The organism is Desulfonauticus autotrophicus (assembly GCF_055381725.1).
On the sequence record NZ_AP042395.1, the window covers coordinates 143402 to 170251 of the forward strand.

General features: G+C 39.3%; 29 protein-coding genes and 2 pseudogenes. 4 read left to right on the top strand and 27 right to left on the bottom strand.

Annotated elements, in window-relative coordinates; translation table 11 throughout:
- Nucleotides 1-11: 11 nt before the first annotated feature.
- The 4 genes from nspC to ACZ42F_RS00890 all read right to left on the bottom strand — a co-directional run bounded on the left by nspC (nt 12) and on the right by ACZ42F_RS00890 (nt 4028).
- On the bottom strand, nt 12-1205 hold the full coding sequence (nspC, locus tag ACZ42F_RS00875) for a carboxynorspermidine decarboxylase (RefSeq protein ID WP_464279396.1): 1194 nt from the start codon (nt 1203-1205) through the stop codon (nt 12-14).
- Nucleotides 1205-2422 carry a saccharopine dehydrogenase family protein gene (locus ACZ42F_RS00880; RefSeq protein WP_464279397.1) on the bottom strand — a complete coding sequence of 406 codons (1218 nt, stop codon included), beginning with the start codon at nt 2420-2422 and terminating at the stop codon, nt 1205-1207. The genes nspC and ACZ42F_RS00880 overlap by 1 nt, the downstream gene beginning before the upstream one ends.
- A gap of 171 nt (nt 2423-2593) precedes the next feature.
- The gene (locus ACZ42F_RS00885) at nt 2594-2902 is read right to left on the bottom strand and encodes a hypothetical protein (protein ID WP_464279398.1); all 309 of its coding nucleotides are present in this window, start codon (nt 2900-2902) and stop codon (nt 2594-2596) included.
- A 10-nt stretch (nt 2903-2912) separates the two neighbouring features.
- Nucleotides 2913-4028 (bottom strand): OmpA family protein, encoded by a 1116-nt coding sequence (locus ACZ42F_RS00890; RefSeq protein ID WP_464279399.1) that lies wholly within the window; start codon nt 4026-4028, stop codon nt 2913-2915.
- Between the two features lie 353 nt (nt 4029-4381).
- Here ACZ42F_RS00890 and ACZ42F_RS00895 point away from each other — a divergent pair, with 353 nt between their 5' ends.
- From ACZ42F_RS00895 to aat, 4 genes are all read left to right on the top strand, one after another.
- Nucleotides 4382-5920 (top strand): ATP-binding protein, encoded by a 1539-nt coding sequence (locus ACZ42F_RS00895; protein ID WP_464279400.1) that lies wholly within the window; start codon nt 4382-4384, stop codon nt 5918-5920.
- Nucleotides 5921-6042: 122 nt separating this feature from the next.
- Nucleotides 6043-6354: an ATP-dependent Clp protease adapter ClpS gene (gene clpS / locus ACZ42F_RS00900; RefSeq protein WP_464279401.1), complete on the top strand. Its 312-nt coding sequence runs from the start codon at nt 6043-6045 to the stop codon at nt 6352-6354.
- Nucleotides 6355-8628 (top strand): ATP-dependent Clp protease ATP-binding subunit ClpA, encoded by a 2274-nt coding sequence (gene clpA / locus ACZ42F_RS00905; RefSeq protein ID WP_464279402.1) that lies wholly within the window; start codon nt 6355-6357, stop codon nt 8626-8628.
- Nucleotides 8629-8637: 9 nt separating this feature from the next.
- Nucleotides 8638-9321, top strand: coding sequence for a leucyl/phenylalanyl-tRNA--protein transferase (aat, locus tag ACZ42F_RS00910; protein ID WP_464279403.1), 684 nt, complete (start codon nt 8638-8640; stop codon nt 9319-9321).
- Here the strand turns inward: aat and ACZ42F_RS00915 are convergent.
- The 23 genes and pseudogenes from ACZ42F_RS00915 to hrcA all read right to left on the bottom strand — a co-directional run bounded on the left by ACZ42F_RS00915 (nt 9285) and on the right by hrcA (nt 26782).
- Complete coding sequence (locus ACZ42F_RS00915) at nt 9285-10349, bottom strand: glycosyltransferase family 9 protein (protein ID WP_464279404.1); 1065 nt, start codon at nt 10347-10349, stop codon at nt 9285-9287. The genes aat and ACZ42F_RS00915 overlap by 37 nt on opposite strands.
- Nucleotides 10339-10803 (bottom strand): hypothetical protein, encoded by a 465-nt coding sequence (locus ACZ42F_RS00920; RefSeq protein ID WP_464279405.1) that lies wholly within the window; start codon nt 10801-10803, stop codon nt 10339-10341. Before ACZ42F_RS00920 ends, ACZ42F_RS00915 begins: the two co-directional genes overlap by 11 nt.
- Complete coding sequence (locus ACZ42F_RS00925) at nt 10793-11620, bottom strand: alpha/beta hydrolase (RefSeq protein ID WP_464279406.1); 828 nt, start codon at nt 11618-11620, stop codon at nt 10793-10795. Before ACZ42F_RS00925 ends, ACZ42F_RS00920 begins: the two co-directional genes overlap by 11 nt.
- Nucleotides 11613-11825, bottom strand: a pseudogene (locus ACZ42F_RS00930) (hypothetical protein); the annotation flags it as partial. The pseudogene ACZ42F_RS00930 and the gene ACZ42F_RS00925, both read right to left, overlap by 8 nt.
- Nucleotides 11826-11860: 35 nt before the next feature.
- Nucleotides 11861-13306 (bottom strand): single-stranded-DNA-specific exonuclease RecJ, encoded by a 1446-nt coding sequence (recJ, locus tag ACZ42F_RS00935; RefSeq protein WP_464279407.1) that lies wholly within the window; start codon nt 13304-13306, stop codon nt 11861-11863.
- A 10-nt stretch (nt 13307-13316) separates the two neighbouring features.
- Nucleotides 13317-14072, bottom strand: a complete 756-nt coding sequence (locus ACZ42F_RS00940; protein WP_035260624.1) for a tetratricopeptide repeat protein — start codon at nt 14070-14072, stop codon at nt 13317-13319.
- Between the two features lie 6 nt (nt 14073-14078).
- The gene (locus ACZ42F_RS00945) at nt 14079-14387 is read right to left on the bottom strand and encodes an orotidine 5'-phosphate decarboxylase / HUMPS family protein (RefSeq protein WP_464279408.1); all 309 of its coding nucleotides are present in this window, start codon (nt 14385-14387) and stop codon (nt 14079-14081) included.
- Nucleotides 14357-14758, bottom strand: coding sequence for an orotidine-5'-phosphate decarboxylase (pyrF, locus tag ACZ42F_RS00950; RefSeq protein ID WP_464279409.1), 402 nt, complete (start codon nt 14756-14758; stop codon nt 14357-14359). The genes ACZ42F_RS00945 and pyrF overlap by 31 nt, the downstream gene beginning before the upstream one ends.
- Nucleotides 14751-15365, bottom strand: coding sequence for a guanylate kinase (gene gmk, locus ACZ42F_RS00955; RefSeq protein ID WP_029969120.1), 615 nt, complete (start codon nt 15363-15365; stop codon nt 14751-14753). Before gmk ends, pyrF begins: the two co-directional genes overlap by 8 nt.
- A gap of 4 nt (nt 15366-15369) precedes the next feature.
- Nucleotides 15370-15621 (bottom strand): DUF370 domain-containing protein, encoded by a 252-nt coding sequence (locus ACZ42F_RS00960; RefSeq protein ID WP_029969118.1) that lies wholly within the window; start codon nt 15619-15621, stop codon nt 15370-15372.
- A gap of 2 nt (nt 15622-15623) precedes the next feature.
- Entirely contained in the window at nt 15624-16499 is an 876-nt protein-coding gene (locus tag ACZ42F_RS00965; RefSeq protein ID WP_464279410.1) for a YicC/YloC family endoribonuclease, read from the bottom strand.
- The gene (locus ACZ42F_RS00970; protein ID WP_464279411.1) at nt 16496-17041 is read right to left on the bottom strand and encodes a DUF4416 family protein; all 546 of its coding nucleotides are present in this window, start codon (nt 17039-17041) and stop codon (nt 16496-16498) included. Before ACZ42F_RS00970 ends, ACZ42F_RS00965 begins: the two co-directional genes overlap by 4 nt.
- Before the next feature lie 346 nt (nt 17042-17387).
- Nucleotides 17388-18290, bottom strand: coding sequence for a MiaB/RimO family radical SAM methylthiotransferase (locus tag ACZ42F_RS00975; protein WP_464279412.1), 903 nt, complete (start codon nt 18288-18290; stop codon nt 17388-17390).
- On the bottom strand, nt 18280-18783 hold the full coding sequence (locus tag ACZ42F_RS00980) for a tRNA methyl transferase PRC-barrel domain-containing protein (RefSeq protein WP_464279413.1): 504 nt from the start codon (nt 18781-18783) through the stop codon (nt 18280-18282). The genes ACZ42F_RS00975 and ACZ42F_RS00980 overlap by 11 nt, the downstream gene beginning before the upstream one ends.
- Before the next feature lie 20 nt (nt 18784-18803).
- A complete protein-coding gene (locus tag ACZ42F_RS00985; RefSeq protein WP_464279414.1) occupies nt 18804-19310 on the bottom strand; it encodes an adenine nucleotide alpha hydrolase family protein in 507 nt (168 codons plus the stop codon).
- Entirely contained in the window at nt 19311-20771 is a 1461-nt protein-coding gene (gatA, locus tag ACZ42F_RS00990; protein WP_464279415.1) for an Asp-tRNA(Asn)/Glu-tRNA(Gln) amidotransferase subunit GatA, read from the bottom strand.
- Between the two features lie 10 nt (nt 20772-20781).
- On the bottom strand, nt 20782-21066 hold the full coding sequence (gene gatC, locus ACZ42F_RS00995; protein WP_464279416.1) for an Asp-tRNA(Asn)/Glu-tRNA(Gln) amidotransferase subunit GatC: 285 nt from the start codon (nt 21064-21066) through the stop codon (nt 20782-20784).
- Nucleotides 21053-22261, bottom strand: a complete 1209-nt coding sequence (locus ACZ42F_RS01000; protein WP_464280278.1) for a penicillin-binding protein activator — start codon at nt 22259-22261, stop codon at nt 21053-21055. Before ACZ42F_RS01000 ends, gatC begins: the two co-directional genes overlap by 14 nt.
- Complete coding sequence (locus tag ACZ42F_RS01005) at nt 22237-22611, bottom strand: hypothetical protein (RefSeq protein WP_464279417.1); 375 nt, start codon at nt 22609-22611, stop codon at nt 22237-22239. The genes ACZ42F_RS01000 and ACZ42F_RS01005 overlap by 25 nt, the downstream gene beginning before the upstream one ends.
- An 86-nt stretch (nt 22612-22697) precedes the next feature.
- A complete protein-coding gene (locus ACZ42F_RS01010; protein ID WP_464279418.1) occupies nt 22698-23033 on the bottom strand; it encodes an outer membrane protein assembly factor BamD in 336 nt (111 codons plus the stop codon).
- Between the two features lie 93 nt (nt 23034-23126).
- Nucleotides 23127-25034, bottom strand: a complete 1908-nt coding sequence (dnaK, locus tag ACZ42F_RS01015) for a molecular chaperone DnaK (RefSeq protein WP_029967237.1) — start codon at nt 25032-25034, stop codon at nt 23127-23129.
- Between the two features lie 83 nt (nt 25035-25117).
- A pseudogene (gene grpE / locus ACZ42F_RS01020) lies at nt 25118-25633 on the bottom strand (nucleotide exchange factor GrpE); the annotation flags it as partial.
- A 111-nt stretch (nt 25634-25744) separates the two neighbouring features.
- Nucleotides 25745-26782 carry a heat-inducible transcriptional repressor HrcA gene (hrcA, locus tag ACZ42F_RS01025; RefSeq protein WP_464279419.1) on the bottom strand — a complete coding sequence of 346 codons (1038 nt, stop codon included), beginning with the start codon at nt 26780-26782 and terminating at the stop codon, nt 25745-25747.
- Between the last annotated feature and the right edge of the window lie 68 nt (nt 26783-26850).

Here is a 26850-nt window from a genome sequence, read left to right on the forward strand (position 1 = left end):
TAAAGGGTCTTTTATTTTTCCATAAACTTACTCTTATAATCTGCATAAGAAAATTCTCTAATTAGCTTAACCTGTTTTTCCTTGAGGTTAAAAGTAGCCAGAGAGGGCAGGTTTATCCCATTAAAAAAGGTATTTTTAACAAAGGTATAAAGGGCCATGTCGGTTAAAACCAGTTTATCTCCTGGTTTTAAGGGATTATCAAAGGAGTAAGTTCCAATGATATCTCCAGCCAGACAGGTTGGGCCTCCCAGGATATAGGTGTACTTTTTCCTTTGAGGTAGGTCTGCACCTATTATCTGTGGTCTATAGGGCATGGCCAATACATCGGGAAGATGATTTTCTGCTGATATGTCCACTATAGCTATATTTTGCTCTCTGGTAATGACTTCCAGTACTGAAGTGACTGCTACCCCTGCATTTAAAACAACTGCTTCTCCAGGTTCTAAATAAATATCTAAATGGAACTCTTGTTTTAAATCCTTAATAAGTCTTATGAGCAAATCTATATTATAGCCTGCTCTGGTAATGTGATGTCCTCCCCCTAGATTAAGCCACTTTATTTTAGATAAATAAGGATAAAACTTTTCTTTTACTGCGTTTAAAACTTTTTCCAGGTGAATGCTATCCTGTTCGCATAGGGCATGAAAGTGCAGTCCATCCAGGAAGCTAAGATGCTCTTCTTTTAACTCTGAAGAAAGCACCCCAAAGCGGGATTTAGGAGTACAGGGGTTGTATAGCTCTACTTCTACTTCTGAATATTCAGGGTTTATGCGAAGGCCTATTTGAATCTGGGGGTTTATTTTTTTAACTCTGGGCTGAAATTTTACAAGTTGTTCAATGGTATTAAAAATAATTACATCTGAAACTCTGGCTATTGCTTCTAACTCTTCTTCTTTGTAAGCTGGAGAAAAGGTGTGTACTTCTTTTTGAAAGTACTCTCTTCCAAGTTTTGCTTCAAAAAGTCCACTAGCACACACTCCTGCCAGATACTTGCTGAGAAGAGGAAAAGTAGCTGGCAGGCTATAAGCTTTTAGGGCCAAAAGGATTTTGGCCCCTGTTTTTTTTTGCACCCAATCTAAGGTCTTACAATTACGCTCAAGAACATCTTCACTGATAAGGTAGCAGGGAGTTTTTACCTGCTGAATAATAAACTCTGGATAGTCTTCTTTAGCCTTTAGTAAAGAGTTTTTGGCTAGTTCGAGCATTATTCAGGCAAGTCCCCTTCAAAGTCTACTACCTGCCAGGGAAGACCATTTTGGGCAATGGTTTCTAAAAAGGGATTTGGATTTAGTTGTTCAATATTGAACACTCCTTTACCACTCCAGAGGCCTTTTAAGACCATCATGGCTCCAGCCATGGCAGGAACACCTGTGGTATAAGAAATGGCCTGGGATTGAACCTCCTGGTAGGCCTTGGCATGGTCACAGACATTGTAAATGTATTTGGATATTGGCTGGCCATCTTTTATTCCTCTAAAAATACAACCAATAACGGTTTTTCCCTTGTAATTGGTTGCTAGAGAAGCAGGATCTGGAAGAAGGGCTTTTAAGAATTTAAGGGGGACAATTTTTTGTCCTTCAAATTCCACTTCATCAATTCTAGTCATTCCCACATTTTTTAGTACTCTTAGGTGAGTAAGATAGGTATCAGAAAAGGTCATCCAGAAACGGATGCGTTTTAGTCCCTTAATGTGTTTGACCAGGGATTCCATTTCTTCATGATAGAGAAGGTAGCTTTCTCTGGGACCTGCTTCAGGATAGTTGAAGGTAAAATGCACAGAGTTTTCTTCAATTACAGGTGGCGTTTCAATCCATTTTCCTTCCTGCCAGTGTCTCACTACCTGAGTGATTTCTCGAATATTTATTTCAGGGTTAAAATTGGTGGCAAAGGGATGTCCATGCTCTCCTGCATTACAATCTAAAATATCAATGAAGTGAATTTCATCAAAGAGATGTTTCTGGGCGTAGGCGCAAAAGGCATTGGTAACACCAGGGTCAAAGCCACAACCCAAAATAGCCATAAGGTCAGCCTGTTCAAACTTTTCTTGATAGGCCCACTGGTACTTGTATTCAAATTTGGGATTGTCTGGTGGTTCGTAATTGGCAGTATCTAAATAATGGACCCCTGTCTCCAAACAGGCATCCATAATGGTCAAGTCCTGGTAGGGCAAAGCCACATTGATAACCATTTCTGGTTTAAAATCTTTAATAAGAGCTACCAGTTCTGGAACCCTATCTGCATCTACCTTGGCTGTGGAAATTTCTATATTGTAGAGTTTTTTAACTTCCTGGGCAATTTTTTGGCATTTAGCTAGAGTACGACTGGCCAGACAAATTTCAGAAAAGACTTCCTGGTTTTGAGCACATTTTTTGGTGACCACATTGCCAACTCCACCAGCTCCAATGATTAAAACTCTGGCCATAGTTTTTCCTCCTTTTTGGGGGGTTAATTTGTTTTGGGTCGCTCCTAGGGTAGTTTTTGAGTCTGGTCAATATTTTTTTCTATTCCCAGGAAGAACCATTATAACGAAAAATTTCTGTAAGTCTTCTAACCTTTACCGGGACAAAAGAAGTTTGTCTTAGACTTTCCAGAGTCAAAGCTTGAGCCTGGTAGATGACTTCGTCATATTCCAGGATTCCCAGGTAGGAATTGGAAGTTTTTTCAGGTGAAAAGAGATACTTTCCGGGTTTATTTTGGAGAAACTGGCCACATAGAGATTGTTTACCTGGACAATTTGAGGTTGTTGCGGGGAATACTGAAAGTTGTTATTAATATTTTCAACCCAGGAGATGACAAAAAAAGCCAATTTTTTCCAGACTAGAAAGTCCTGGTCCTGCGCCTGTAAGTTTAGGGGAAGAAGAAGGAAAAGGAAAACTAAAAATACTCTTCTTCCCCCAAACATTTCTGTTCTCCTATTCAGCCAGTCTTATTTCCACTCTTCTGTTTAGTCTTCTGCCCTGTAGGGTTTTGTTGTCAAATTTGGGTTTGCTTTCTCCATAGCCAATGGTTTTAATCCTATTTTTATTCACTCCTTGTTGAATTAAAAAGCTGGCTACTGATTGAGCTCTTTTTTCTGAGAGCTTTTGGTTGTATTTGGCCGGACCCATATTACAGGTATGGCCTTCTACAATGATTTTGCGTTCAGGATATTTTTGTAAAATGATAGCTGCTTCTTCTAAAATGGCTTTGGCTTGAGGTTTAATCTTGGCAGAGTCAAAGTCGAAGTTTACGGATCTAAACACAATTACCTGCTCTACCTTTACTGGCTTTTTTTCTACTTTTTTAGGCGCAGGTGCAATAACAGGTTTTGGTTTAGAAATAGGTTTAGGCGAAACTTGAGGAGTGGTTTGGGCAGGTTGAGCAGGTTTAGTTTCCTGGCTGGTATAAAAAACTCTTTGCAGATAATTATTTAAATTATTTTGATTGGTTAATTCATCCGCAAAAATTAAGGTGCTACAGGGATTAAGATCAGTTAATTGTTGGAGTGTTTTTACCTGAGGGCTATTTTTTTCCACGCCTATGAAATGAAAGCAAACCCTATTGGTATAGTTATCGTATATGTTTTGGAGTACAGGTAAAGGTTCTTGTCCAGAATTTTGTCCACCATCAGTAATTACGATTACTCTGGTGGTGCCTGCAGTATTTTTTAGTTTTGTTTCGTCTAATTTAGCCAGCCCATCTCCTATGGGAGTAAAGCGGCCAAAAAGAGGAATGTCCTCTGAAATTTGATTGATTTTTTCCTGAAGACGAGCCTGATTGTAGGGGCTTAAGGGAAGATATTCCTGAAAGGGAGCAAAGGTATATAAAGCAAAGTTGGCCTCTAAAGGGGGAAGATTCTGGTTGATAAGGGTTAAGACTTCTTTGGCTAAGGCGACCTTTTTTTGACCTTCATTATTCTTTTTGGACATGGAGCCAGAATGGTCTACCAAAAAGATAAAATTATCTGCCTTTGGGATATAATGCTTGGCCCAGGCCTGGGTTAAGAAAAACAGGGAACATATTAAAATAGAAAGTAAAATTTTTTTCATCCTTTCCTCCTTTTTAAGGATAATTAACCAGTTTATGAAAAAGGTTATAAAGCTATTTCTAAAATGTCAATTGGAGAAAAATAAAGTAAAAAATAGAGGAATCAGAATTTCTTAAGAGAGTTTTGTTGCGACCTATAAAAGCTTTGAAAAGGTGTAGGGGTTGTAGATTGAGAAGATAGGCAGTATAAAATAATTAAAAAAGGTGAATTTTTGTTTGTTGTAAAAGATAAACATTTGATTGCTGGACTGGATGGGGATAGGCTGGAGATTATAGGCCAACTCTCCCTTTACCTTTACTGAAAAAATCACTAACTTTAAAAAATAAATAAAAACTTAGCTCTAGAGGTTTAAAAATGAAAAGACTTCCCATAGGGATAAGCAGTTTTAAGGAGATAATTACTGAGAACTATGTATATGTGGATAAAACTGAATTTATTTGTAAGTTAAAGGAGTTGGGGAAATATTATTTTTTATCCCGCCCCAGAAGGTTTGGTAAGACTTTGTTTGTGGATACCTTAAGGGAAGTGTTTGAGGGGAATAAGGAGTTATTTAAGGGGCTTTATATCTATGGCAGGTGGGATTGGAGTAGGAGTTATCCGGTTATCCACATTAGTTTTGCTGAAGGAGTGGTGAGGAGTTTAGAGGAGTTAAATCAGAAGATTTATGAGATATTGGATAATAATCAAAAGAGACTGGGTATTAGCTGTGAGTATAAAAGTTTTTCTGGATGTTTTGGTGAGCTTATAGAAAAAAGTGTAGTTAAGTATAAGAACCGGGCAGTTATATTGATAGATGAGTATGACAAGCCCATTTTGGATAATATAACCGATCCAGAGTTAGCCCAGGAACTAAGAGAGGGGCTAAAGAATTTATATTCAGTAATCAAGGGTCAGGATGCCAATATAGAATTTGTGTTTATGACCGGGGTAAGTAAGTTTAGCAAGGTGTCGATTTTTTCTGGTTTGAATAATTTGGAAGATATAAGCGTAGATCAAAGGTATAATGCTATTTGTGGCTATAGGGAAGAGGACATTTTAACTTATTTTCAAGATTATCTTGCAGGTAAGGATATAAAGGACATTCGCAAGTGGTATGATGGTTATAGCTGGGATGGAATAAGCAGGGTATACAATCCCTTTAGTGTGCTCAATTATTTTGCCAAGGGCGAATTTCGGAACTACTGGTTTGAAAGTGGTACGCCTGGTTTTTTGATTAAACTCCTTAAGGAGCGTAACTATTATATACCTGATCTGGAAAACCTGGAGGTAGGAGAGAGTTTAATCGGAAGTTTTGATTTAGATTTTATTGAGCCAGAAAATATTTTATTTCAGGCAGGTTATTTGACCATAGTTGGTAAACGCTGGCTGGGTAACAGACTATTTTACAGGTTAAGATATCCCAATCTGGAAGTAAAAGCCTCTTTAACTGATTATCTTTTAAAGGCCTATAGTTTTGATTTAAAGCTCAAGGAACAAAATCAAAGCACTTTATATCAAGCTCTGGTAGCTAAGGATTTACTAAAAATAAAAGAAATCATGCAATCTCACTTTTCTTCCATACCCTATGATTGGTACAGGAAAAACAGGATAAATGAGTATGAAGGATATTATGCTTCTGTATTTTACAGTTATTTTGCCTCTCTGGGATTGGATATAGTGGTGGAAGATAGCAGTAGCAAGGGTAAGGTGGATATGACAGTGCTTATGGAAGATGGTATTTTTATCTTTGAGTTTAAGGTCCTGGACAAGGAGCCAGGTAAGGCTCTGGCCCAGCTAAAAGCCAGAGGTTATGCTGATAAATACAAGTCCAAAAACCTTCCCCTTTATTTAATAGGTATTGAGTTTGATAAAGAAGATAAGAATATCAAAGAATTTCAGTGGGAAAAGATTTAGTGCTGGCTCTAGTTAAAATTCTGCTTTAGGTCTTTAACTGGTTTTATTCTTTAGAAGTTCTTAATTTTTCAATAATTATGCCCTGAGTTGACTTTTGTGGTTAAAGGATTAAATTTTTTAGCATGAGTGAAAATAGCTTGTCCCAGATTTTGGTGGAAAGAGAAGTTGGAGACGACCTTAGAGAGCCTCATAGATACAAGGTGTTATTACATAATGATGACTATACCACCATGGAGTTTGTGGTGGAAGTTTTGAAAAAGGTGTTTCACAAGACTGAAAAAGAAGCCTATCATATTATGATGACAGTACACACCAAAGGCATTGGGGTGTGTGGAGTATATCCCAGGCAGATTGCTGAAACCAAGGTGTTTTTGGTGAGACAAATGGCCAGGGCCAGAGGATTTCCTTTAAAATGTACTATGGAAGAGGTGTAAATGTTAAGCAAAGAATTAGAAAGAATCATTAGTCTGGCAGTTCAAGAGGTAAAAAAACGTCACCATGAGTTTTTAACCTTAGAACATATTTTATACGCTTATACTTTGGATGAAAAAGGTAAAACCATTCTAGAGGATATGGGCGCAGACATTGAAGAGTTAAAGGACCTTTTGGAGCGTTTTTTTGCTGAAAATCTAGAAGTCATGCCCTATGCTTCTGAAAGAGAGATTATTCAGACTGTAGGTGTACAGCGGGTAATTCAACGCGCCATTATGCATGTGCAAGCAGCAGGTAAACATATGGTGCAGGCAGGGGACCTCCTGGTTGCCTTTTTTGAAGAGCCAGAAGCCCATGCAACCTATTTTTTGCGTACCCAGGGAATTACTCGCCTGGAGTTGCTGGATTATGTAGCACATGAAATGGAGCGGGACTTACCAGGCAGTTCCTGTCCAGATTGTGGGAAGGAAGAGAGGACAAAGACCACAAAAGAAGGTAGAGAAGGTTATCTGGAGCAGTTTACAATAGACCTGGTGGAAAAGGCACGGTCTGGGGAAATAGATCCTTTGATTGGCAGAGAGAAAGAACTAAGACGGACTATTCAGATTTTACTTCGCCGTCGCAAAAATAATCCCATTTTTGTAGGCGAGCCAGGAGTGGGAAAAACTGCCATGGCTGAAGGGCTGGCTTTAAAGATTGCCAGAGGGGATGTTCCTCCTCAGTTTAAAAATACAAAAATCTTTGCCCTGGATATGGGAGCTTTGTTGGCTGGGACCAAGTTTCGTGGAGATTTTGAAGCCCGTTTAAAGGGCGTTATTAAAGAATTAAAAAAGATAGAAGGTGCTATTTTATTTATAGATGAGATTCATACAGTGGTTGGAGCTGGTGCTACCAGTGGCGGCTCCATGGATGCTTCTAACATTTTAAAACCTGTATTAGCTTCAGGAGAGATTAGATGCATTGGTTCTACCACTTATGAGGAGTATAAAAATAATTTTGAAAAGGATAGGGCTTTATCCAGAAGATTTCAAAAGGTTGAGTTGAGTGAGCCCAGTATAGAAGATACAGTAAAGATTCTGAAGGGATTACAGCCCTATTATGAAAAGTATCATGGAGTAAAATATCAAACCAAGGCACTTTTAGCTGCAGTAGAGCTATCAGCACGATATATTAATGACCGCTACCTTCCAGATAAGGCTATTGATGTGATTGACGAAGCTGGAGCTGTTTTTACTTTGGAGAAAATAAGATTTAAGAAAGCCAAGAAAACTATTACTCCCAGGGATATAGAAAAAGTAGTGGCCAGTATAGCCAGAATTCCTTCCAAAGAAGTGAGTTTAAGTGATAAAGAAAAGCTTTTACACTTAGAAGAAGACTTGAAAAAAGTACTCTATGGTCAAGATGAAGCAATTCATGTTGTCTCCAAAGCCATTCGAAGGGCAAGAGCCGGGCTTAGGGATCCTCAAAAGCCAGTGGGTTCTTTTTTGCTCATTGGCCCCACAGGAGTGGGCAAAACAGAATTGGCCCGTCAATTGGCCCAGACTTTAAACATTAACTTCTTGCGTTTTGATATGAGTGAGTACATGGAAAAGCATGCTGTTTCCAGACTTATTGGTTCGCCTCCAGGATATGTGGGCTTTGAACAGGGAGGATTACTCACTGAGGCCATTCGCAAGCATCCCTATAGTGTGTTGCTTTTAGATGAAATAGAAAAGGCCCATCCTGATATTTTTAATATTTTACTGCAAGTTATGGACCATGCCACCCTTACAGATAATACCGGGCGTCAGGCAGATTTTAGGCATGTAATTTTACTGATGACTTCCAATGCTGGGGCCAGAGAAATGAGCACTCGTTCTATTGGCTTTAAGTCTGAACGAGTGGAAGATAAGGTGCAAAAGGGGCTTAAGGAAGTAGAAAAACTTTTTAGCCCAGAGTTTAGAAACAGATTGGATGCTGTGGTGCCTTTTAAGGGGCTTGACCAGGGAATAATGGAACGGATTGTGGATAAGTATCTAAGAGAACTCAATGGGCAGATAAAGGACAAGGAAGTTGTAGTTAGCTTGACTCCCCAAGCCAGGTCCTGGTTGGCCCAGAAGGGATATGACCCCGACTTTGGGGCCAGACCCCTGGCCAGGGTAATGGAGCAGGAGTTAAAAGACTTGCTGGCTGAGAAGATATTGTTGGGTGAGATAAATAAGGGTGATAAGGTAATAGCTGATTTAGATAAGGATAAGCAGAAAATCATCTTCAAATTAACTACCAAGGTAGTTTAAATATAAACAGTGGCAGTCTTTTTTTTAGGCTCAGAAAGGTCTTTTCCTCCTGTAGAATGGGCAGATCAAGATGGATTATTGGCTATAGGTGGGGACTTATCTCCTAGCAGACTGCTTCTGGCCTATGGTTCAGGTATTTTCCCCTGGTATAACGAGGAGTCCCCTATTTTGTGGTGGGCTCCTTTCCCAAGACCTTTAATTTTCCCTTCCCAGATACATATTTCCCGTAGTTTGCGGCGAATTTTAAAGCAAAACAAGTTTAAGGTTACTTTTGACCAGGACTTTAAACAAGTGATTTTATCCTGTGCGCAGGTGCATAAAGAAAAAGATGGTGGCACCTGGTTGCTGCCTGAAATGATAGAGGCCTATTACAAACTTCATCTCTTAGGCTTTGCTCATTCTGTGGAAGTGTGGTTAAAAGGTAAATTGGTGGGAGGTTTATATGGAGTAAGCCTGGGCAGGGCCTTTTTTGGCGAGTCCATGTTTTACTTGGAGCCCAATGCCTCTAAGGTTGGGATGGTGCACCTGGCCAGGTTTTTGGCGAAAAATAAGTTTTACTTTATAGATTGCCAGCAAAAGACCACCCATGTGGTTCGTTTTGGAGCAGTGGAAGTGGAGCGAAAGGAATACTTTGTTTGGCTAAAAAAGGCACTTGCTCATCCCACGCTTAAGTCCTGGGTAAGTCCCAGTTGACTTAGCTTTTCTTTTAATTCCTGCCAGACCTGTTCTGGCGAAAGCTTTGTTAAGCATCTTAAATGTTCACACTCATTTTGATTACAGGGCTGACAGGATAGCCCCAGGCTAAGATCAAAGTGATTACCTTCAGGAAAGGTCCAGGCTTTGCCTGTTGCCCCTAAAATCACAAAACTAGGTGTATTTACAGCCACAGCTATGTGTCTGGGAGCAGAGCAATTGCCTATATGCAACCTGGCTTTAGCAATCAAACTGGCCATTTCCCTTAAAGTGAGTAACCTGGAGGGGAAAATAAATGCCCTTGGATTGGTGGTATAAATTTCCTGCACCAGTTCCTTTTCTCCAGGTCCGTATAAAAGCAGGATTTTACTTTGAGGTAAGTATTGGCAAAGGTATTGACTTAATTTAGCATAATATTTAGCTGGCCATCTTCTAGTTTTACGCCTATGCGTAGGATCTAAAGTAATTAAGATGTTTTTAGAATCAAATTTATTTTGTTTTAAAAAATCATCTGCCCACTTTAATTCTTCATCTTTTAAGTATAGCTTTGGTTTAATTATTTTAGGTTCTATGTTTAAAGCTCTTAATATACTCAATTTGCTATAAGCAGCATAACCTGGAAAAGAGTCTAAAAAATGAGTATAAAAAAGCCTGTTATACCAGGGAGGAGTAAAAGTTAGTTTTATTTTTGCTTTAGAGAATAAGCAGATAAATCTAGACCTTGGAAGTTGCTGGAAGTCAACAATTAAGTCAAATCCTCTTTTAGCAACTTTATAGTAAAAAATAAAATCCTGGAAAGGGTTTTTTAACTTGTTTTTATCCAGAGTGATTATATCTGTAAGGTAAGGATTGTGTTCTAAAAGAGAGGCACATTTTTTTTCTGTATAAAAGTAGATTTGGGCCTGGGGGTATTGTTTGGCCAAAAGTTCTATGGCTGGTGTAGCTAAAAGTACGTCTCCTATCTGGCGAAGTTGACAGATTAAAATTTTACGGGGTGAAAAATTGGAAGGGACAAGACTATTTTTCATCAATAAGAGGTGAAGCTGAACTTAAGTCGTAAAATCCTCTTACGGCAAAGGACAGTGGATAGTGAGGCGCCTTATCAAGATAAATTTTACCAAAGTTTTCATCTTCGGGCATGTCCCTAAAGGGAATAAGGCCACTTGGAAGAGGAAAATTAAGAGGGCCAGCCAGAATTTCTTTTATTCTGGAGCTATAACGATTTTGTAGATAATCTAAAAGGGTTTTGACCTCTTCTAAAGTAAAGGCTTCCAGGACAATTTCTTTACTTTTATCTGCAGGGTTGGCACTGGCTAAAATATTTTCCCAGGGATAGGAGCTTTCTTCTTCTGGAGACCACCTGGAGCGATAAAGGTAAACCTCCAGGTCCTTTCTGCCCTTAAAGGAGTGTAAGGTCATGCTCAAAGCATAACATCTTGAAGTGGGGGGTGGAAAGTCTGGCTCTATAACTTTAATGTTCATATTTTAACAGCTTATTAAAGGTTAATAACTTAAAATTTTTTAGCCAATTGTTCTGGAAGCTGTCAATTTTTTCTTTAAAAGGAGGAAAAAAAATCCAGGACCTTTTTTCAACCTTTGCTTTGGTTTCCTGATGGGTGGGAAGTAAGTGATTGCTGGTAATATTTTCTGTTATTTGAAGCAGGGTGAGTTCCTTTAGAGGAGAAGAGGTTTTTTTTAGAAGGTAAAAGGCATTTTCTAAAGGTACGGTTTTATCTGTGGGAGCATAAATAGCCAGAAAGGGAGTTTTGACCTGCTTTAGATTTTTTTTAATGCGTTTTAAGTTTTTTAAAAAACTGTGTAAGGGTTTTAGGGCAGTATAGCCTTCATATCCTTGCCAGGGAGCAATCTGGCGTGATTGGGGATGAGGATTTCCAGTAGGGTAAAGGGGTTTTAGATATTTAAGTACAGGGACAAAAAAAAGCCTGTAATCTGAAGCCAAAGGAGGGAAAATTCTGGTTAAAAACACTGGAGCAGCAATAAGAATCATGGCAATAAAGTTATGTTTCAAAGCCAGATCCAGGGTTAAACTGCCTCCCATGGAAAAGCCCAAGACAAAGATTTTTTGATGGTCTTTTTTTAGCTCCAGTAGATTTTTTTCTGCTTCTGCATACCAGTCTTGATACCTGGAGCGAGAAAAGTCCTCAAGGGAAGTGTTGTGTCCAGGGAGTAGGGGGAGCCTGGTTTTAAAACCGGCTTTTTCCAGAGCACTTTGCAGCCCCTTTAACTCAAAAGTGCTTCCTCCAAAACCATGTAAAAGTAGACAGGCCTTTTTATCCATGTACTTCCAGGATTTGTTCTATTTTTAGGGAAATGCTTAAAAGGTCGTTATAATCACTAAGATAGGGAGTAAAGGCTATTCTTATTTTTTTGTCTTTAAAATCCTGGCCGTGATATTTACTTCCCTGACGCCAGATTTTTCCTTCCAGACTTAAATTACTGGTGTTGTCTCTCAAAAGAAGGCTTAAGTGGTTTTCTTCATTGCCAAAAAAATTTTGTGCTCTTACCTGTAAAGGAGGGCTTAAAAAAACAGGACGGGGGTTTTCGGGCCAAAGGGTTGAAGTAAGGCCAGTTCTTTTAAAAAAGAAGGAGTTAGAGCGTTGAAATTGACTTCTGCATCTAAATGTAAAGTGGGAGTAAAGGTTTCTCCTGCTTCCTCACAAATGGTCTGGGTAAAGGCTCGGGTAAAAGGTTTTAGATTCTGAGGCCTTAATTTTAAACCTGCGGCCATTTTGTGCCCCCCAAATCCCTCTAGGTAGTGTTTTATCCTGTCCAGAATGGCGTATAAATTTACTTCTGGAATACTACGGCCAGAGCCCTTTAGATATTCTCCATCTTGAGTAAGGATAAGACAGGGGCGATAAAATTCCTGCACTATTCTGGAGGCAACTATGCCAATTACTCCTTCATGCCAGTGAGGGGAAAACACCACCAGACCAGGAGAGGGAAAGTTCTCTTGAGCCTGAAGCAGGGCTTCTTCCAGGATTTTCTCTTCTATTTCTTTGCGTAAGCTGTTTAATTGTTCTAGTTCTTCAGCTATTTTTCTAGCTTCTGTTAGTTCAGAAGTGAGCAAGAGTTTTAGCCCCAGATTGGGATCTTTTAAGCGGCCACAGGCATTTATCCTGGGAGCCAGGATAAAACCAATATCTCCGCTTCCCAGAGTTTTTTTACTGGTAAGCCCGCTTTTTTCTTTTAGGGCAATAAGTCCTGGGCGTTTGGTTTCGCCTAAGATAACCAGTCCGTTTTTGGCCAAGATTCTGTTAATTAAAGACAAATCCACCACATCGGCAATAGTGCCTAGGGCAACCAGATCCAGAAAATTACGTAGATCTAATCTTGGTCCTGGCAAGGTGCGGTTTAGACCAGCTGCCAGTAAAAAGGCAACTCCCACTCCAGCCAAGTCAAAGTAGGGAGTAGAAGTAAGTTTGGGATTTAAGATAAACCTGGCTGGAGGAAGAGTGAGTGGTGGATTGTGATGGTCAGTGATAATAACCTCTAAACCCAGATCCCTGGCAAATTCTACTTCCTGGGCCTGGGCAATACCACAGTCTACAGTAATAATTAAGTGAGCCCCTTGTTCTTTTAACCGCTTTAGCCCCTCTTTATTTAAGCCGTATCCTTGCTCTCTGGTGGGTATATAAGTAAGGCAGGAGATATTTTTTTGCCTAAAAAAGTCAGCCAAGAGGGCAGTAGCAGTGATACCATCAACATCATAATCGCCCCAGATAGCTATCCTTTTTTTTAGCTTGACTTCTCTGGCAATAAACTCAGCTGTTTTTAACAGTTCTGGCCATATTTCTAAGGGGGGTAAGTGTCTTAGACCTGGGCTTAAAAAAATCTCTAAATCTTTTTCTGTTTCAATACCACGATTAAAAAGCAAACGTCCCAGTAAAGGAGAGATATTAAGTGCTTTCCATCTTTTTTTTACTTCTTCAGGAATAGAATTGTTTTTTATTTTCCACTTCATGAATATTTATTTAGCCTTTGTATAACCCCTTTTCTTTCAGGTAATTTAAAAACTTTTTAGCTTCTGCAAATTCTGGGTTTAATTTTAATGCTTCTTTTAAATGCTCTACCACCTTTTCTATTTTATTTAAACCAAAATAGGCACGAGCAATATTGTAATGAAGGTGCTCATCATTTTTGGTCAATTCTAAGGCTCTGCTATAGTATTCTACGGCCTGGTCATACATATCCTGTTTTCTCAGATTAATACCAAATTCGTTAAATAGGTGTTTGTGCTCTTCTTCAAAAGCAGCATCCAGTTTTACCAGGCGTTTAAAGACATCATTGGCCTTTTCTTTCTCTCCTCTTTCCAGATAGGTTAAACCCAGGCCAAAATTGGCCCTAATGTTTTCTTCATCTACTTTAAGAGCATTTTTATATTCAAATTCAGCACTATAGGTTTCACCTCTTTTCCTGTGCCTTTCTGCTCGGGCAATGGTTTTGGTCAATTCGCGCATTTTGGGATATACTGTTTGAATGTAAAACTCAGGTTCAGGCGAAAATTTATCCAGGAACTCATCTTTGGGGATTTCTTTTTTGGGACCTGAAGGTACATAGTTTACATTTAAGGGTTGAATAGTAATTGTTCCATCTTCTTTTTCTTCTGCAAACCAGTAAGATTTTTGAATGGTTTTGCGCTGGGTAGTGCCTGTACCCACTTTCATCAAGGTCTGGGTGGAAAAAACCCCCTTAATTAATTCTTTTTTTTTGTTTTCCTGTTTGTTCATTCTTTTTTAAGCCTCACCTAATTCTTTTTTTATTTTTTTAAGTACTTGTACAGGGTCTTTGCTCCTGGTGATGGGTTTACCTATGACCAGAAAGTCTGATCCTTTTTGACTTGCTTCTTTAGGAGATAAAACCCTTTTTTGGTCATCGGAAGTTTTTTCCAGTCGAATTCCTGGAGTAACAAAAACTAAGTGGGGAAGGTGTTTTTTTAGAGTTTCCACTTCCCAGGGCGAGCAAACTATTCCATCTATTTTCCAGTTATTTCCTTTTTGCGCTAAGTCTAACACTACTTCTTCCAGGTTTCTTTTTCTGGCCAAACCAAACTGTTTTTATCCAGGCTGGTTAAAAGGGTTACGCCCAGAAAGATACATGGAGGGTATATTTCTTTGGCCCTTAGGGCCTGAGTGATCATTTCCTTGCCTCCCAAAAGATGCAGGGTAAGCATATCTATTTTTAGAGTAAGTACGCTTTTGACTGCCCCTAAGACTGTGTTGGGTATATCAAAAAATTTTAAATCTAAAAATACCTTAAAACCCTGTTTTTTAACTTCCTGGATAAAAGCAGGACCAGCTGCAGAAAAGAGTTCCAGGCCTATCTTGACCCATTCCACTTCCTTTTTGGTTGTGGCTAGAAAATCCAGGGCCTTTTTAGGAGAGTCAAAATCCAGGGCAACTATAATTTTACTCATCTTTTATAATCTCTTCTATTAAATTTTCAGGCTGGTAACAAGGCTTTAGCTTTTCGGCAATAATAATGGACTTGAGTTGAGAATAAGCCTGTTCCAATTTGTCATTGATTATCCAATAGTCAAAAAAATGGGCCTCTTTTATTTCCTCTATAGCATTCTTTAGGCGCAGTTCGATGGTTTGAGGGTCGTCGGTTTGCCTTTTTTGCAAACGATTTTTTAGTTCTTTTAAAGAGGGTGGAAAAATAAAGATGAATACTCCCTTTTTGAGGTTTGCTCTGACTTGTTTGGCTCCTTGCACATCAATGTCAAAGATGATGTCTTTTCCCTTTTGCAAGGATTCCAGCACCTGATTTTTAGGGGTTCCATAGTAGTGGGCATGTACTTTTGCCCATTCAGCAAAAAAAGCATTGTCCCGCAACTGGAGAAATTCTGTTTCTGAGACGAAAAAGTAATCCCTTCCGTGGACTTCGCCAGGCCGAGGCTTTCTGGTGGTATAGGAAATGGAAAATTCTAAGCTGGGAAAGTCTCGTTTCAAAAGGGAAATAAGGGTAGATTTGCCTGCTCCTGAAGGAGCACTTAAAATTATAAGCAATCCTTTATTGGCCATTTATTTATTCTCCTTCCTGAATTCTCTGAACTAGAGTTTCCGTTTGAATGGCAGAAAGAATAACATGGTTGGAGTCAGTAACAATTATGGATCTGGTTTTACGCCCCTGAGTGGCATCTATGAGTTTGAAGTTGTCCTTGGCTTCTTCTTTTAATCTGCGCATGGGAGAAGAATTGGGGTTAAAAACTGCCACTATTCTGGATTTAACCACACTATTGCCAAAACCAATATTTACCAATTGATTTTTATTGGCCATTTTTACTCCAGATTTTGGGCTTGTTCTCTTATTTTTTCAAGAATTCCCTTAATTTCTACACTGCGTTTACTTACTTCTATATTCTGGACCTTATTGGAGCAAGTATTAATTTCCCGAAAGCATTCTTGCAGATAAAAGTCTAATTTTCTGCCCACTTCTTCTTCTTTTTCCAGTTTTTCTATGGCCTGGAGATGGCTTTTTAATCTGGTTATTTCTTCACTTACATCTAAACGGTCAGCTAAAAGGGCCAGTTCGGTTAATAACCTGTCCTGCTGAGGTTGAGTATCCAGGTCTTTTAATAGTTCTTTTACTCTGTTTTGTAAATTGCAAAAGTGATTTTGAGTGTTTTCTTTAATAATTTCTTCAATATCTGCTAATAACCCTATCATTTGTTTTAAGTATTCAGTAATTTTTTGTTGTAAGTTTTGACCTTCTTCTTGCCTACTCTGATCCCAGAGGCTCAGGGTTTGTTTCAGGGAGTCTGTGAGGTCTTTTTGCAGTTCTGGCGATATTTCCTGCTCTTTATTTTTCCACAAATGAGGTAAAGATAAAAAGGTATTTATCTCAGGGACAAAGTTTACACCTTCACTTTGAGCCAGGCTTTTTAAGGTCTGGAGCATGGCCCTGGCTTGAGCGTGGTCAAAACTAAGGTTTAAAAGGTCTGGATTTTTAAAAACCAGACTTAAATAGACTTCAATTCGTCCTCTTTTGGCTACCTTTCTAATAATTTTCTCCCACTTAGGCTGTTCGGCTGTAAGAAAGTAGGGGGTTTTAAAGTTTATATCCAAAAATCTAGTATTAACGCTTTTTATTTCCCAAACCAGGGAATAATCTTCCTTTTCTAAAGAAAACTTTCCATACCCGGTCATACTTTTCATTTAGATGTACTCCTCATACTTTGGATTTGTTGTTGGTAGAGATTGCGAATAGCAGTTAAGTGATTTTTTATGGTTAAAGTGCGGTAATCAGGAAAGGTCCAGGGTAAATCCTGCCAGGTTTCCCTGGAATAAATGAGAGTGAGGTCGGCAAAGATTCCTTTGCCTAAGTAAATGCGATGGGTAAAGTTTTTACCTGTGGCTAATACCAACCGTTCAAAGGTGATTAGGCCTGGGTCCAGGTTAAAGATTCTTTTTTCTTCTCTTTGATACTGTTGTTCGAGGGAGTTGGTAAAAAGCTTTAGGTCAGGCAAGCTATCCAGGGGGACCAGGCTTTGAAAGGAAACTATTCTTCTATAAATGGGAGTGCCCAATTCTGCATCATAATAATGGGTTTGAGTAAAGGGTATGGGATCAGATAGATAATCTTCCTGTCCCCACTTTTGGCGCAGGAGTTCTAATAGTTCGGGCCAGAAAAGTTCCCACTTAGCACTTAAAATAGAGAGAAAAAATTTTCCTGGCAGAGGTTCTTTGGGAATGCTCATAAGGGTAAAACAAATAACTTATTGTCCTGAACTTGCCAAGGTCTTACTTGGATGAGTTTTTTGTTGGCCAGGGAAAGGGAAGTAGAAAAAAATACCTGTTGATAGTACTCACTGGTGCCTGAGTATTCATTTTCTTTTATGACCTGAAGAGAGGGTAGTTTAAGCAGTTTATGTAAAAAAAGTTGTTTTTTTTCTTCTACCAGGTCCCTTAACTTTTTGGCTCGTTCTTTTTTTATGGCAGGAGGTAGTTGCTGGGAAAAGGTGGCTGCAGGTGTATTGGGCCTGGGTGAATAGGGAAAAACATGAGCATAGCTTAAGGGAAGTCTTTTTACCAGGTTATAAGTTGCTAAAAAATCTTCTTCTTTTCACCTGGAAATCCCACCAACAGGTCCAGACCCAGCCCAAAAACAGGCCAGATTGTTTTAATTTGTTCGATAAAACGCTCCAGATCTTCAGCCTTATAATGGCCCCTGCCCATAAGTTTTAGAATTTTATCACTTCCACTTTGCAAGGATATATGCAGGTGAGGGCAGATAAAGGGGCTTTCCCCTAGTACATCTAAAGCCCTTTGGTCCAGGTCCTTTGGCTCCAGAGAACTTATGCGCAGGCGAACCTTATGTTTTATAAAATCAAAGTGTTGCTTTAAAAAGAGAATTAACTCCCAGAAGTTTTTGACTTCAGTTAGGTCTCGTCCATATTGTCTTAAGTTTATTCCACTTAGAATAACTTCCTGAAAACCAGCCTCTACCAATCTTTTTAGTTCAGCTAAGATTTCCCGTGGATTTCTACTTCTAGACTTACCTCTGGTCAGAGGTACGATACAATAGGTACATCTGTGCGAACAGCCATCCTGTATCTTTAAAATGGCTCTGGCCCGAAAGTAATTGTTAATGGGTGGGAAAGAGAAGGGTTGTTTTTCTTGGGCAAAAAAACTCAGTTTTTGCTCCTGCGGGATAACTAGCTGCACTCCTTTCCACCTGCTTATTTTTTCTTTTAAGACTTGCGCAGCACAACCAGTAACCAGAATTTGAGTAGAAGGGGAAAGGTGTTTTAGTACTCCCTTGATTTGTTTTTTTAAGTCACTAATTGCCCTTTGGGTTACAGCACAACTATTAAAAATAACCAGTTCTGCTTCTTCTAAGGGGACAGGGGTTTTCCCCTGTTGTTGCAATAATTCATTGATTGCCTGGGTTTCATATTGATTGATTTTACAGCCCAGGGTTTTGATGTGAAAGGTTTTAAAATCCACCTTGAATAATACCTCCGCCAAGAACCTCTTCTTGAAAATAGACCACCAGGGTTTGCCCGGGAGAAGGCCTTTCTTCTGGTTCCAGGAATTCAAAGTAAAAATAACTTCCTTCTTGCTTTAAAAATCGGGTTCTTTTAGGTTTTTGCCTGTATCTGATTTGGACCCAAATCTCTTGAGGCCATTTTTCCAGGGGACAGAGAAAATTAAACTTACTGGCTATAACCCCTTGGGCCTGGAGTTCTTCTTTGGGTCCCACAAAAAGGGTATTGGAAGCTTTATCCTTATCCAGGACATAAAGAGGTACTTTATAGGCTATCCCTAGGCCCCGGCGCTGTCCTATGGTGTAGTTGAGCAACCCCTTGTGAGTACCCAGAAGGGTGCCGTCTAAAAGTTTGATAGGACCTGGTTCTCCCAGGCTTATATTTCTAGAAGTTAGAAACTGACGATAGTCTGCTGGGACAAAACAAATTTCATTACTCTCCTGGGCAGTCAAAATAAGAAGTTCTCTTTTTTTTATTTCTGCGTAAACCTGTTTTTTTCCAGCCTGCCTAAAGGAAAAATCAGGTAGTTGAAATTTTTTCTAGGTACCAGGGCTAAAAAATAACTTTGATCTTTGGTCCTATCTTTTCCTCTGCTTAAGGGCGAAAGTCCCTTTTCTTGGAGGTTTACATAATGGCCTGAAGCCAATTTAGTACACCCCAAAGCTCTGGCCTTTTCCAGTAAAAGGCCAAATTTGATGCTGGGATTACACAATGAGCAGGGATTGGGAGTTAATCCCTGCTTAAAACTTTGAATAAAGGGTTGAATAACTTTTGTTTCAAATTCCTTTTTTAAATTCAAAATTTGCAGGGAAAAATCCATTTGCTTGGCTAAAGTGCGCAAGTGGTCTAATTGCTTTTTTTCTTGAGGAGAATCAAAAAAAAGACCGTGTATACCCATTACCTTATAGCCTGCTTCTTTTAATAAAAGCAGGCTATAAAGGCTGTCTATGCCACCGCTTAATAATACTCCTACCTGCATTTAGCTTAGAGGGGGAAGAGGAAGTTTGGGCAAAGCCTCTTCCAGTTTGGAAGCAAGAGCTAAAAGTTTTTCTTCACTTAACTTGGGGCCTATTATTTGTGCGCCTATGGGCAAATTGTCAGAGCTAAGCCCTATGGGTAAACTTAGGCCAGGAAGTCCAGCTAGATTTAGAGAAGTGGTATAAATGTCCATGAGATACATTTTTAAAGGGTCATTAATGGTGCTTCCCAGTTTAAAGGCAGGAGTAGGAGAGACTGGCGCCAGAATAAAATCACATTCTTTCCAGGCCTGAACAAAGTCTTCACTTAAGAGCCTTCTTACCTGGGCAGCTTTTTTGTAATAAGCGTCATAATAACCTGCAGACAGGACATAGGTGCCTAGCATGATTCTTCTTTGCACCTCATCTCCAAAACCTTGAGAGCGTGAAAGTTCATAGAGTTCCTTTAGTGTTTTGGCTTCTGCATTGCGTACTCCATACCTAACCCCATCAAAGCGGGCCAGGTTAGAAGAAGCTTCAGCCATAACCAGGATATAATAGGTAGCAATGGCGTATTGAGTGTGAGGCAAGGAAATTTCTTTGATTTCTCCGCCTAGGTTTTCAATTAACTTAATGGTGCTTTGAAAAACCTTTTCTACTTCAGGGTCTAATCCTTCTCCAAGGTATTCTTTGGGTAAACCAAAAGTAAATTTTGTTGCTGAAAGGGAAGTTATGCTTTGACTATATTTAGGTACAGGAGCATTTAAAGAAGTGGAGTCCTTGGGGTCATGGCCAGCGATTACTTCCAGAAGTAAAGCTGCATCTTGAACACTGCGGGTAAGTGGCCCGGCCTGGTCAAAAGAAGAGCCATAAGCTATCAGGCCATAACGGGAGACCCGTCCATAGGTTGGTTTTAAACCCACCAATCCACAAAAGGAAGCAGGCTGGCGAATGGATCCTCCTGTATCAGTGCCAATAGCTCCAAAACACTGTCTGGCTGCCACACTGGCTGCTGAACCTCCACTGGAGCCACCAGGTACTCTGCTCAAATCCCAGGGGTTTTTGGTGGGACCAAAGGCAGAATTTTCAGTGGAAGAGCCCATGGCAAATTCATCCATGTTTTGCTTGCCCAGAATAATGGCGCCAGCTGCTTTTAACTTCTCTACCACAAAGGCGTCATATACAGGCACAAAGTTTTCCAGAATTTTAGAGCCACAGGTAGTGCGCAAGTTTTTGGTGGTTAAGACATCTTTTATCCCTAAGGGTATCCCCCACAAAGGCTGATTGGGGTCAGGCCCTTGTCTATCCAATTGGCGGGCTTCTTCTAAAAGCTCCTCTTCTTCGCGCAGGGTGATAAAGGCGTTTATTTTAGGCTCTGTATTGGCAATGTGCTGTAAGCAAGTCTTGATGAGCTCTTCAACGCCTATTTCTTTTTTTTGTAGACTTTCTCTTATCTCTGTAAGGGTTTTATTTAAAATTTCCATTTTTTCTCCTTTAGATTATTTTAGGTACAATAAAGAATTCTCCATCTGTTTTAGGTGCATTTTTTAGTATTTCTTCTCTATCTAGATCTTTTTTAACTTCATCTTCTCTAAAAACATTTTTTAACTCTGCAGGAGAATAGAGGGGGTTAACCTCTTTTGTGTCTATTTCCTTTAATTTTTCCATATAATCTAAAATTGCTGAAAACTGTTTTTGATAAATTTCTACTTTTTCTTCTGGTAGTTTTAATCTAGCCAGAGTAGCTATTTGTTTTACTTCTTCTTTAGTTATTTTCATTACTTTTCTCCTCAAGAGTAGAATTTGTATCCTCTTCTGGAAGAGGAAGATTGTGTTTTTTATAATACTCTATTTTTTTTACTTTTCTGTTTTCTATTCTTTTCGCCCTGATGTTCTGGAGTAAATTTAAATCCGCAAGTTTATTTTCTCCTTGATAGAGACTGAAGAGAAAAAGATCTTCAGTGGCTTTTCCCTCTTCGTTCCAGGTAAGAGGAGCTATAGTCCAGTTAAAGTCCCTGGACTTATTACTAAGTAGCTCATTTACCTTATCTGCTGGGAGGTGGGGGTAAATGGGAAGGGAGGCAAAGAAACGTACAAAATCAAAACCTAATCCCACCCAGAAATCAGGCTCTCCTTGCACGCTTTCCTTAAGTAGCTGTTTAAGTTCACTTACTTCAAAACTGGGATTAGCAGACCACCAGGGGCTGGGATAAAAGGCTAAGGTTAAGTAAATTTTTTCTAAATCAGAAAGTTCATCTGGATTTGCCCATAAACTGGGGCCAAGGAAAAACAGACGTGGTTCGTTGTAAAAAAAGAAATAAGAAGCAATGGCTTTTACCCTGGAGAGATTGTCCGGGATAAAAACTGCTTCAAAATCTGGCTCTGGAAATGTTTCTAGCTTTTCTTCTTCTTGGGTTTTTTCTTCTACCTTTAAGAGTTGGGCGACCTTTTTCCCCCATTTAGGAGGAGAACTGGGTGGATAACTGGTTAATCCTCTTAATTCTCCGCCCTGCTGGTTTAATACCTGATAAAAGACCTTGCTCATTCTTTGTCCATAGTTTTCTTCCGGGTATAAGATGGCAAAGTTGTTGATACCCAATTGTTCATGGGTCTGTTTAATTAAAATGCGTACCTGGTCTTCTGCACTGGGGAAAAATCGCCAGATTTCCTCTCCTTCTTTTTCAGCACTGGGAGAAAAGGTAAAAAAGAGTTTTTTTTCATAGAGTTTATTTTGCAATACCCTGGCTATATTATCAGGAATAAGGGGGCCGCCTATGACTTTAGCCGAGGTTTGTAGAACTTGTTCAGGCCAGCTGGAATCCAGGGAATTAAAGATAATTAAATCTACTTTTTGCCCTTCTCCTAACAGTTTCCATTGAGCTAAACTGGCTCCTTTTAAGATTTTCCAGCCAAAGCTGGCATAGGGACCTTCCAGGGGTAAAATCAGGGCTATTTTTTGTTCTGGAATACCCAGGGAATTTTCTTTTTCAGCAAAGAGATTTTGAAAAGGGGAGAGCTAAAATTGGCTTTTTTCAGGAGAACCTTTAGCTTACTCCAGTAAAAGCTCCAGTCTGTGCTTTCGCTTTGGGCAAGGTTAAAAAAATAGACAAAGGTAATAATGTTTTGGGGGAATTTTTCTTCATTCCAGATTTTTGCTTTTAGGCTTTCCAGGCTTTTCCCATCCTTATTGGCTAGGTAGTAATAGAAATCTTCTTCCAAAGTTTTTTTCTCTTCAATAGTTAAAGAATTATATACTTCTTCCAGAATGCTATAGGCATCTGCCAGGTCTTTTTCTGGTAGTTCTTGGAGAAGAAAAAAGCCCATTTCTCTTTTTAAAGAAAACGGAAGGTCTGAATCCAGACCCAGCCTTAATAAATATTCTTTAAACTCATCTATTCCCTGAGTCTCTTTTAGACTGAGGGACAGAATTTTTTGATTTTCCCAGTCTTTTTTTCTTCTGGATTGAGAGTAAATAATTGAAGCAGGCTATCTTGAGCTAACTGAAAATCTTTTACTTCCAGACTACTTTTAGCCAATCTTTTTAAAAATAGAGTTTTGCTTTGTAAGTCCAGGTTGGGAGTAGCGAGAAGTTTTTGATAGAGGACTTTGCTCTTAAGCCATTTTTCCTCTTTGTAAGCCTGGTCAGCTTCTTTTACTGAGTTTTTAGGTGTAGTAAGGTAAATATTTTTAGTACAACTGCTAAGTAAGATTAGCAAGAAAACAAGATAAGGTATTTTTTTTAACATTGTTTTACCTTCTTGATAGAAAATTAAAAGGGCCTGGAAATTAATTCCAGACCCTGGTTATAGGGAGGGGGAGGGAGTACTGTCAAGTAAAGGTTATTTTACTTCTGTATAATCTGCATCTACTACGTCATCATCGTCTTTGGGTTTATTGCTGGCATCTGCTCCAGCAGAAGCGTCAGCTCCAGGATTGGCTCCAGCTGTCTTCTGGGCATAGAGCTTTTCAGCCAGTTTGTGAGAAGCTTGCGCTAATTCTTCAGAAGCTTTCTTGATAGCCTCAGCATCATCTTGGTTCATTACTTTCTTTAATTCTTCAATCTTATTTTCAATCTCGCTTTTTAATTCAGGCTCTACCTTATCTCCTAAATCACGGAGGGATTTTTCCGTAGTGTAAATAAGGGTGTCAGCCTGGTTTCTAGCTTCAATAAGAGCTTGTTTTTTCTTATCTTCTTCTGCATGAGCTTCTGCTTCTTTGATGAGTTTTTGTATCTCATCTTCAGAAAGTCCACTGGAAGGAGTGATTCTAATGGATTGTTCCTTTCCAGTACCTAAGTCCTTGGCGGAAACGTTTACAATACCATTGGCATCAATATCAAAGGTTACTTCGATTTGAGGTACTCCTCTAGGTGCAGGGGGAATACCGGTAAGTTCAAAACGACCCAGGGACATATTGTCTGCAGCCATGGGCCTTTCACCCTGCAGGACATGAATGGTTACAGAAGTCTGGTTGTCTGCAGCTGTGGTAAAGACCTGACTCTTTTTGGTGGGAATGGTGGTGTTCCTTTCTATGAGCTTGGTAAACACGCCACCTAAGGTTTCAATGCCCAAAGAAAGAGGTGTTACATCCAGGAGTAAGACGTCTTTTACATCCCCAGCCAAGATACCGCCCTGAATGGCTGCACCCATGGCTACCACTTCGTCTGGGTTTACTCCCTTGTGTGGTTCTTTGCCAAAGAATTCAGCAACTTTCTTCTGGACCAGGGGCATACGGGTCATTCCACCCACCAGAATTACTTCATCAATATCAGAAGCCTTAAGTCCTGCATCAGCCAAGGCCTTTTTACAGGGTTCAATGCTTCTTTCTACCAGGTCTTCGACTAATTTTTCCAGCTTGGCGCGAGTGAGTTTGATATTTAAGTGTTTGGGGCCAGTTTGGTCTGCAGTAATAAAGGGCAAGTTGATGTCAGTCTCTAGGGAAGAAGAAAGTTCTTTTTTGGCCTTTTCTGCAGCTTCTTTTAAGCGCTGTAAGGCCATGGTGTCCTTGGAGAGGTCAATACCATTTTCTTTTTTAAACTCATCGACGAGATAATTGATAATTCTCTGGTCAAAGTCCTCGCCACCCAAGAAGGTATCTCCATTGGTGGACCTAACTTCTACCACTCCATCGCCTACTTCCAGGATAGAGATGTCAAAGGTACCGCCACCCAAGTCATATACAGCAATCTTTTCATTTTTCTTTTTATCCATGCCATAGGCCAGAGAAGCAGCCGTAGGCTCGTTGATGATTCTTTTTACTTCCAGGCCTGCAATTCTTCCCGCGTCTTTGGTGGCCTGACGTTGACTGTCATTAAAATAGGCAGGCACTGTAATAACTGCTTCTGTAATCTTTTCTCCTAAGAATTCTTCAGCATCTTTTTTCAATTTTTGCAAAATCATTGCTGAGATTTCAGGAGGACTGTACTTTTTATCGCCAATCTGGACGTAAGCATCTCCATTGGGGCCAGGAACTATTTTATAAGGACAACGTTCTTTCCACTTTTGGATTAGAGGATCGTCATATTTGCGTCCCATTAATCTTTTTATTGCATAGATAGTCCTTTCAGGGTTGGTGATGGCCTGACGCTTGGCAATTTCTCCAATGAGTCTTTCCTTATCAGTAAAGGCAACTACTGAAGGAGTGGTTCTACCACCTTCTGGATTGGTGATACACTTAGGATCTTTTCCTTCCATGTAGTAAACACAGCTGTTAGTGGTTCCTAAGTCTATGCCGATGATTTTTCCCATTTCTAAAGCCTCCTCATTTATTTGAAACTAATTATTTTTTCACTAGACAAAAACTAAGTCTTTTTTCCTTTTTGTAAAGAGCGTTATTCTGTTTTTTCCTCTTTCGGTGCACACTTTTTGCTAACAATAACCTTTGCTGGTCTGAGCAAGCGTTCGTGCAGTTTATAACCTCTTTGATACATCTGGGCTACACAGCCTTCTTCCATGTCTTCCCTTTCTTCCTGGGCCATGGCTTCGTGAATGCTGGGATCAAACTTTTCTCCCACCTCACCTACAGGTACCAGGCCGTGTTTTTTCAGGATATCCCTGAAAATTTTCAGGGTCATCTCCACTCCCTGGTGGAGCCCAGCACATTCTTTTTGGTTTTGACTGTGGGTAAGAGCTAATTCCAGGTTGTCTAAAACCGGTAAGAGCTCTTCTAAAAAGGCAGAAGTAGCAAATTTGCAAAATTCTTCTTTTTCTCTTTGCAAGCGTTTTTTTAAGTTTTCAGCTTCTGCCAGAGTTCTTAAAACTTTTTCTTCCTTTTCTTTTAATTGTTCACATTCCGGGCAGATTTTTTCTTTGAATTCTTGGAGAGTAAGTTTTTCTTCGCTTGAAGTTTGGGTATTGGTTTCTTTTTTTCAGAAGCTTGAGCGGAATGTTCAGAAGATTTTTCCTTTACTTTGCTTTTTTTTCTTTTTCGTCCTTCATTTTCCCTCCACACCTTCTAGTTAGTAAAATTCTTGAAATATTTTGGTAAGCACTTTGGAAATTAAGTCAACACGTGGAATTATATAGGTATAATCCATATGCATAGGCCCGATGACGCTAACTACTCCCTGAGTCCCTTCCTTGAAAGCATAAGGAGAAGAGATGACTGAATAGTCTCCTAAATTTTCTAGATCTTCTGAACCAATTAAAATATTTAGACCTTCTTCTATGGTTTTATCCAAAATTTCCAGTAATCTGGATTTTTCTTCTAAAAAGTGGAAAAGTTCTTTCATGGTATTAATATTTTTCATCTGGTCTTTACTTAAAATATGGGTAGTGCCTTCTACATAAAGTTGACGGTTAGAATCTTCAAAGGCTTCTTTGGCCACTTTCATTGCCTGTTGGTAAAGATTTTCAAATTTTGCCTGAGCGCTTTTCATTTCTTCTATAATTTTTTGCCGAACTATATATAGAGGAAGTCCTTTAAACTTTTCATTTAAAAAATTGCTAAACTTGATTAAATCTTCTTTAGTGATGTCTTTATTTACTTTGATAAGTTTATTTTGAATGAGGTTTTCTTCCAGAATTAAAATGGAGAGAACCAGACCAGGTTTGATGTACATAAATTCTATGCTTTTCCAGTGAGAAAGTTTTTTTTGTGGCGAAAGTACCAGACTTACTTGCCTGGAGACAGAAGAGAGTATCTTACTGGCACTGCTTAGGGTTTTTTCCAGGTCTGGCATGTTTTGGCGTAAGGTTAAAATTATTTGGTCTTTTTCCTCAGAAGTGAGCGGAGCAGGTGCATATACTTTGCTTAGATAAAATTTTAAGCCTTTAGCAGTGGGGATTCTTCCAGCTGAAGTATGAGGCTGATGAAGATAACCCTTTTCTGTAAGGTCAGCCATGATATTGCGGATGGAAGCAGAGCTTAATCCCAGGCGGGATTTTTTGGAGACAATACGCGAGCCCACAGGCTGACCTGTTTGTAAGAATATTCCTATCAGAGTGGCTAAAACTTGAATTTCTCGTTGGTTAAGCATAATTTTTTTGATTACCACAGATATAAAACAGATTTAAGTGTTTTAGTGGTAATTATGGAGTGTTGGAGTGTCAAGATTTGGAAAGA

What these genes read in the sequence shown, in the direction of transcription:
- ACZ42F_RS00960 (WP_029969118.1), bottom strand. Translation starts at nt 15,621, where the DNA reads ATGGCCAATAAAAATCAATTGGTAAATATTGGTTTTGGCAATAGTGTG.
- ACZ42F_RS00920 (WP_464279405.1), bottom strand. Translation starts at nt 10,803, where the DNA reads ATGAACATTAAAGTTATAGAGCCAGACTTTCCACCCCCCACTTCAAGA.
- ACZ42F_RS00970 (WP_464279411.1), bottom strand. Translation starts at nt 17,041, where the DNA reads ATGAGCATTCCCAAAGAACCTCTGCCAGGAAAATTTTTTCTCTCTATT.
- ACZ42F_RS00890 (WP_464279399.1), bottom strand. Translation starts at nt 4,028, where the DNA reads ATGAAAAAAATTTTACTTTCTATTTTAATATGTTCCCTGTTTTTCTTA.
- ACZ42F_RS01010 (WP_464279418.1), bottom strand. Translation starts at nt 23,033, where the DNA reads ATGTTAAAAAAAATACCTTATCTTGTTTTCTTGCTAATCTTACTTAGC.
- clpS (WP_464279401.1), top strand. Translation starts at nt 6,043, where the DNA reads ATGAGTGAAAATAGCTTGTCCCAGATTTTGGTGGAAAGAGAAGTTGGA.
- ACZ42F_RS00895 (WP_464279400.1), top strand. Translation starts at nt 4,382, where the DNA reads ATGAAAAGACTTCCCATAGGGATAAGCAGTTTTAAGGAGATAATTACT.
- clpA (WP_464279402.1), top strand. Translation starts at nt 6,355, where the DNA reads ATGTTAAGCAAAGAATTAGAAAGAATCATTAGTCTGGCAGTTCAAGAG.
- gatA (WP_464279415.1), bottom strand. Translation starts at nt 20,771, where the DNA reads ATGGAAATTTTAAATAAAACCCTTACAGAGATAAGAGAAAGTCTACAA.
- ACZ42F_RS00885 (WP_464279398.1), bottom strand. Translation starts at nt 2,902, where the DNA reads ATGTTTGGGGGAAGAAGAGTATTTTTAGTTTTCCTTTTCCTTCTTCTT.
- nspC (WP_464279396.1), bottom strand. Translation starts at nt 1,205, where the DNA reads ATGCTCGAACTAGCCAAAAACTCTTTACTAAAGGCTAAAGAAGACTAT.
- gatC (WP_464279416.1), bottom strand. Translation starts at nt 21,066, where the DNA reads ATGAAAATAACTAAAGAAGAAGTAAAACAAATAGCTACTCTGGCTAGA.
- gmk (WP_029969120.1), bottom strand. Translation starts at nt 15,365, where the DNA reads ATGGCCAATAAAGGATTGCTTATAATTTTAAGTGCTCCTTCAGGAGCA.
- ACZ42F_RS00985 (WP_464279414.1), bottom strand. Translation starts at nt 19,310, where the DNA reads ATGCAGGTAGGAGTATTATTAAGCGGTGGCATAGACAGCCTTTATAGC.
- ACZ42F_RS01005 (WP_464279417.1), bottom strand. Translation starts at nt 22,611, where the DNA reads ATGGGCTTTTTTCTTCTCCAAGAACTACCAGAAAAAGACCTGGCAGAT.
- ACZ42F_RS00880 (WP_464279397.1), bottom strand. Translation starts at nt 2,422, where the DNA reads ATGGCCAGAGTTTTAATCATTGGAGCTGGTGGAGTTGGCAATGTGGTC.
- ACZ42F_RS00925 (WP_464279406.1), bottom strand. Translation starts at nt 11,620, where the DNA reads ATGGATAAAAAGGCCTGTCTACTTTTACATGGTTTTGGAGGAAGCACT.
- ACZ42F_RS00915 (WP_464279404.1), bottom strand. Translation starts at nt 10,349, where the DNA reads ATGAAAAATAGTCTTGTCCCTTCCAATTTTTCACCCCGTAAAATTTTA.
- dnaK (WP_029967237.1), bottom strand. Translation starts at nt 25,034, where the DNA reads ATGGGAAAAATCATCGGCATAGACTTAGGAACCACTAACAGCTGTGTT.
- ACZ42F_RS00965 (WP_464279410.1), bottom strand. Translation starts at nt 16,499, where the DNA reads ATGAAAAGTATGACCGGGTATGGAAAGTTTTCTTTAGAAAAGGAAGAT.
- recJ (WP_464279407.1), bottom strand. Translation starts at nt 13,306, where the DNA reads ATGAAGTGGAAAATAAAAAACAATTCTATTCCTGAAGAAGTAAAAAAA.
- pyrF (WP_464279409.1), bottom strand. Translation starts at nt 14,758, where the DNA reads ATGAGTAAAATTATAGTTGCCCTGGATTTTGACTCTCCTAAAAAGGCC.
- ACZ42F_RS00940 (WP_035260624.1), bottom strand. Translation starts at nt 14,072, where the DNA reads ATGAACAAACAGGAAAACAAAAAAAAAGAATTAATTAAGGGGGTTTTT.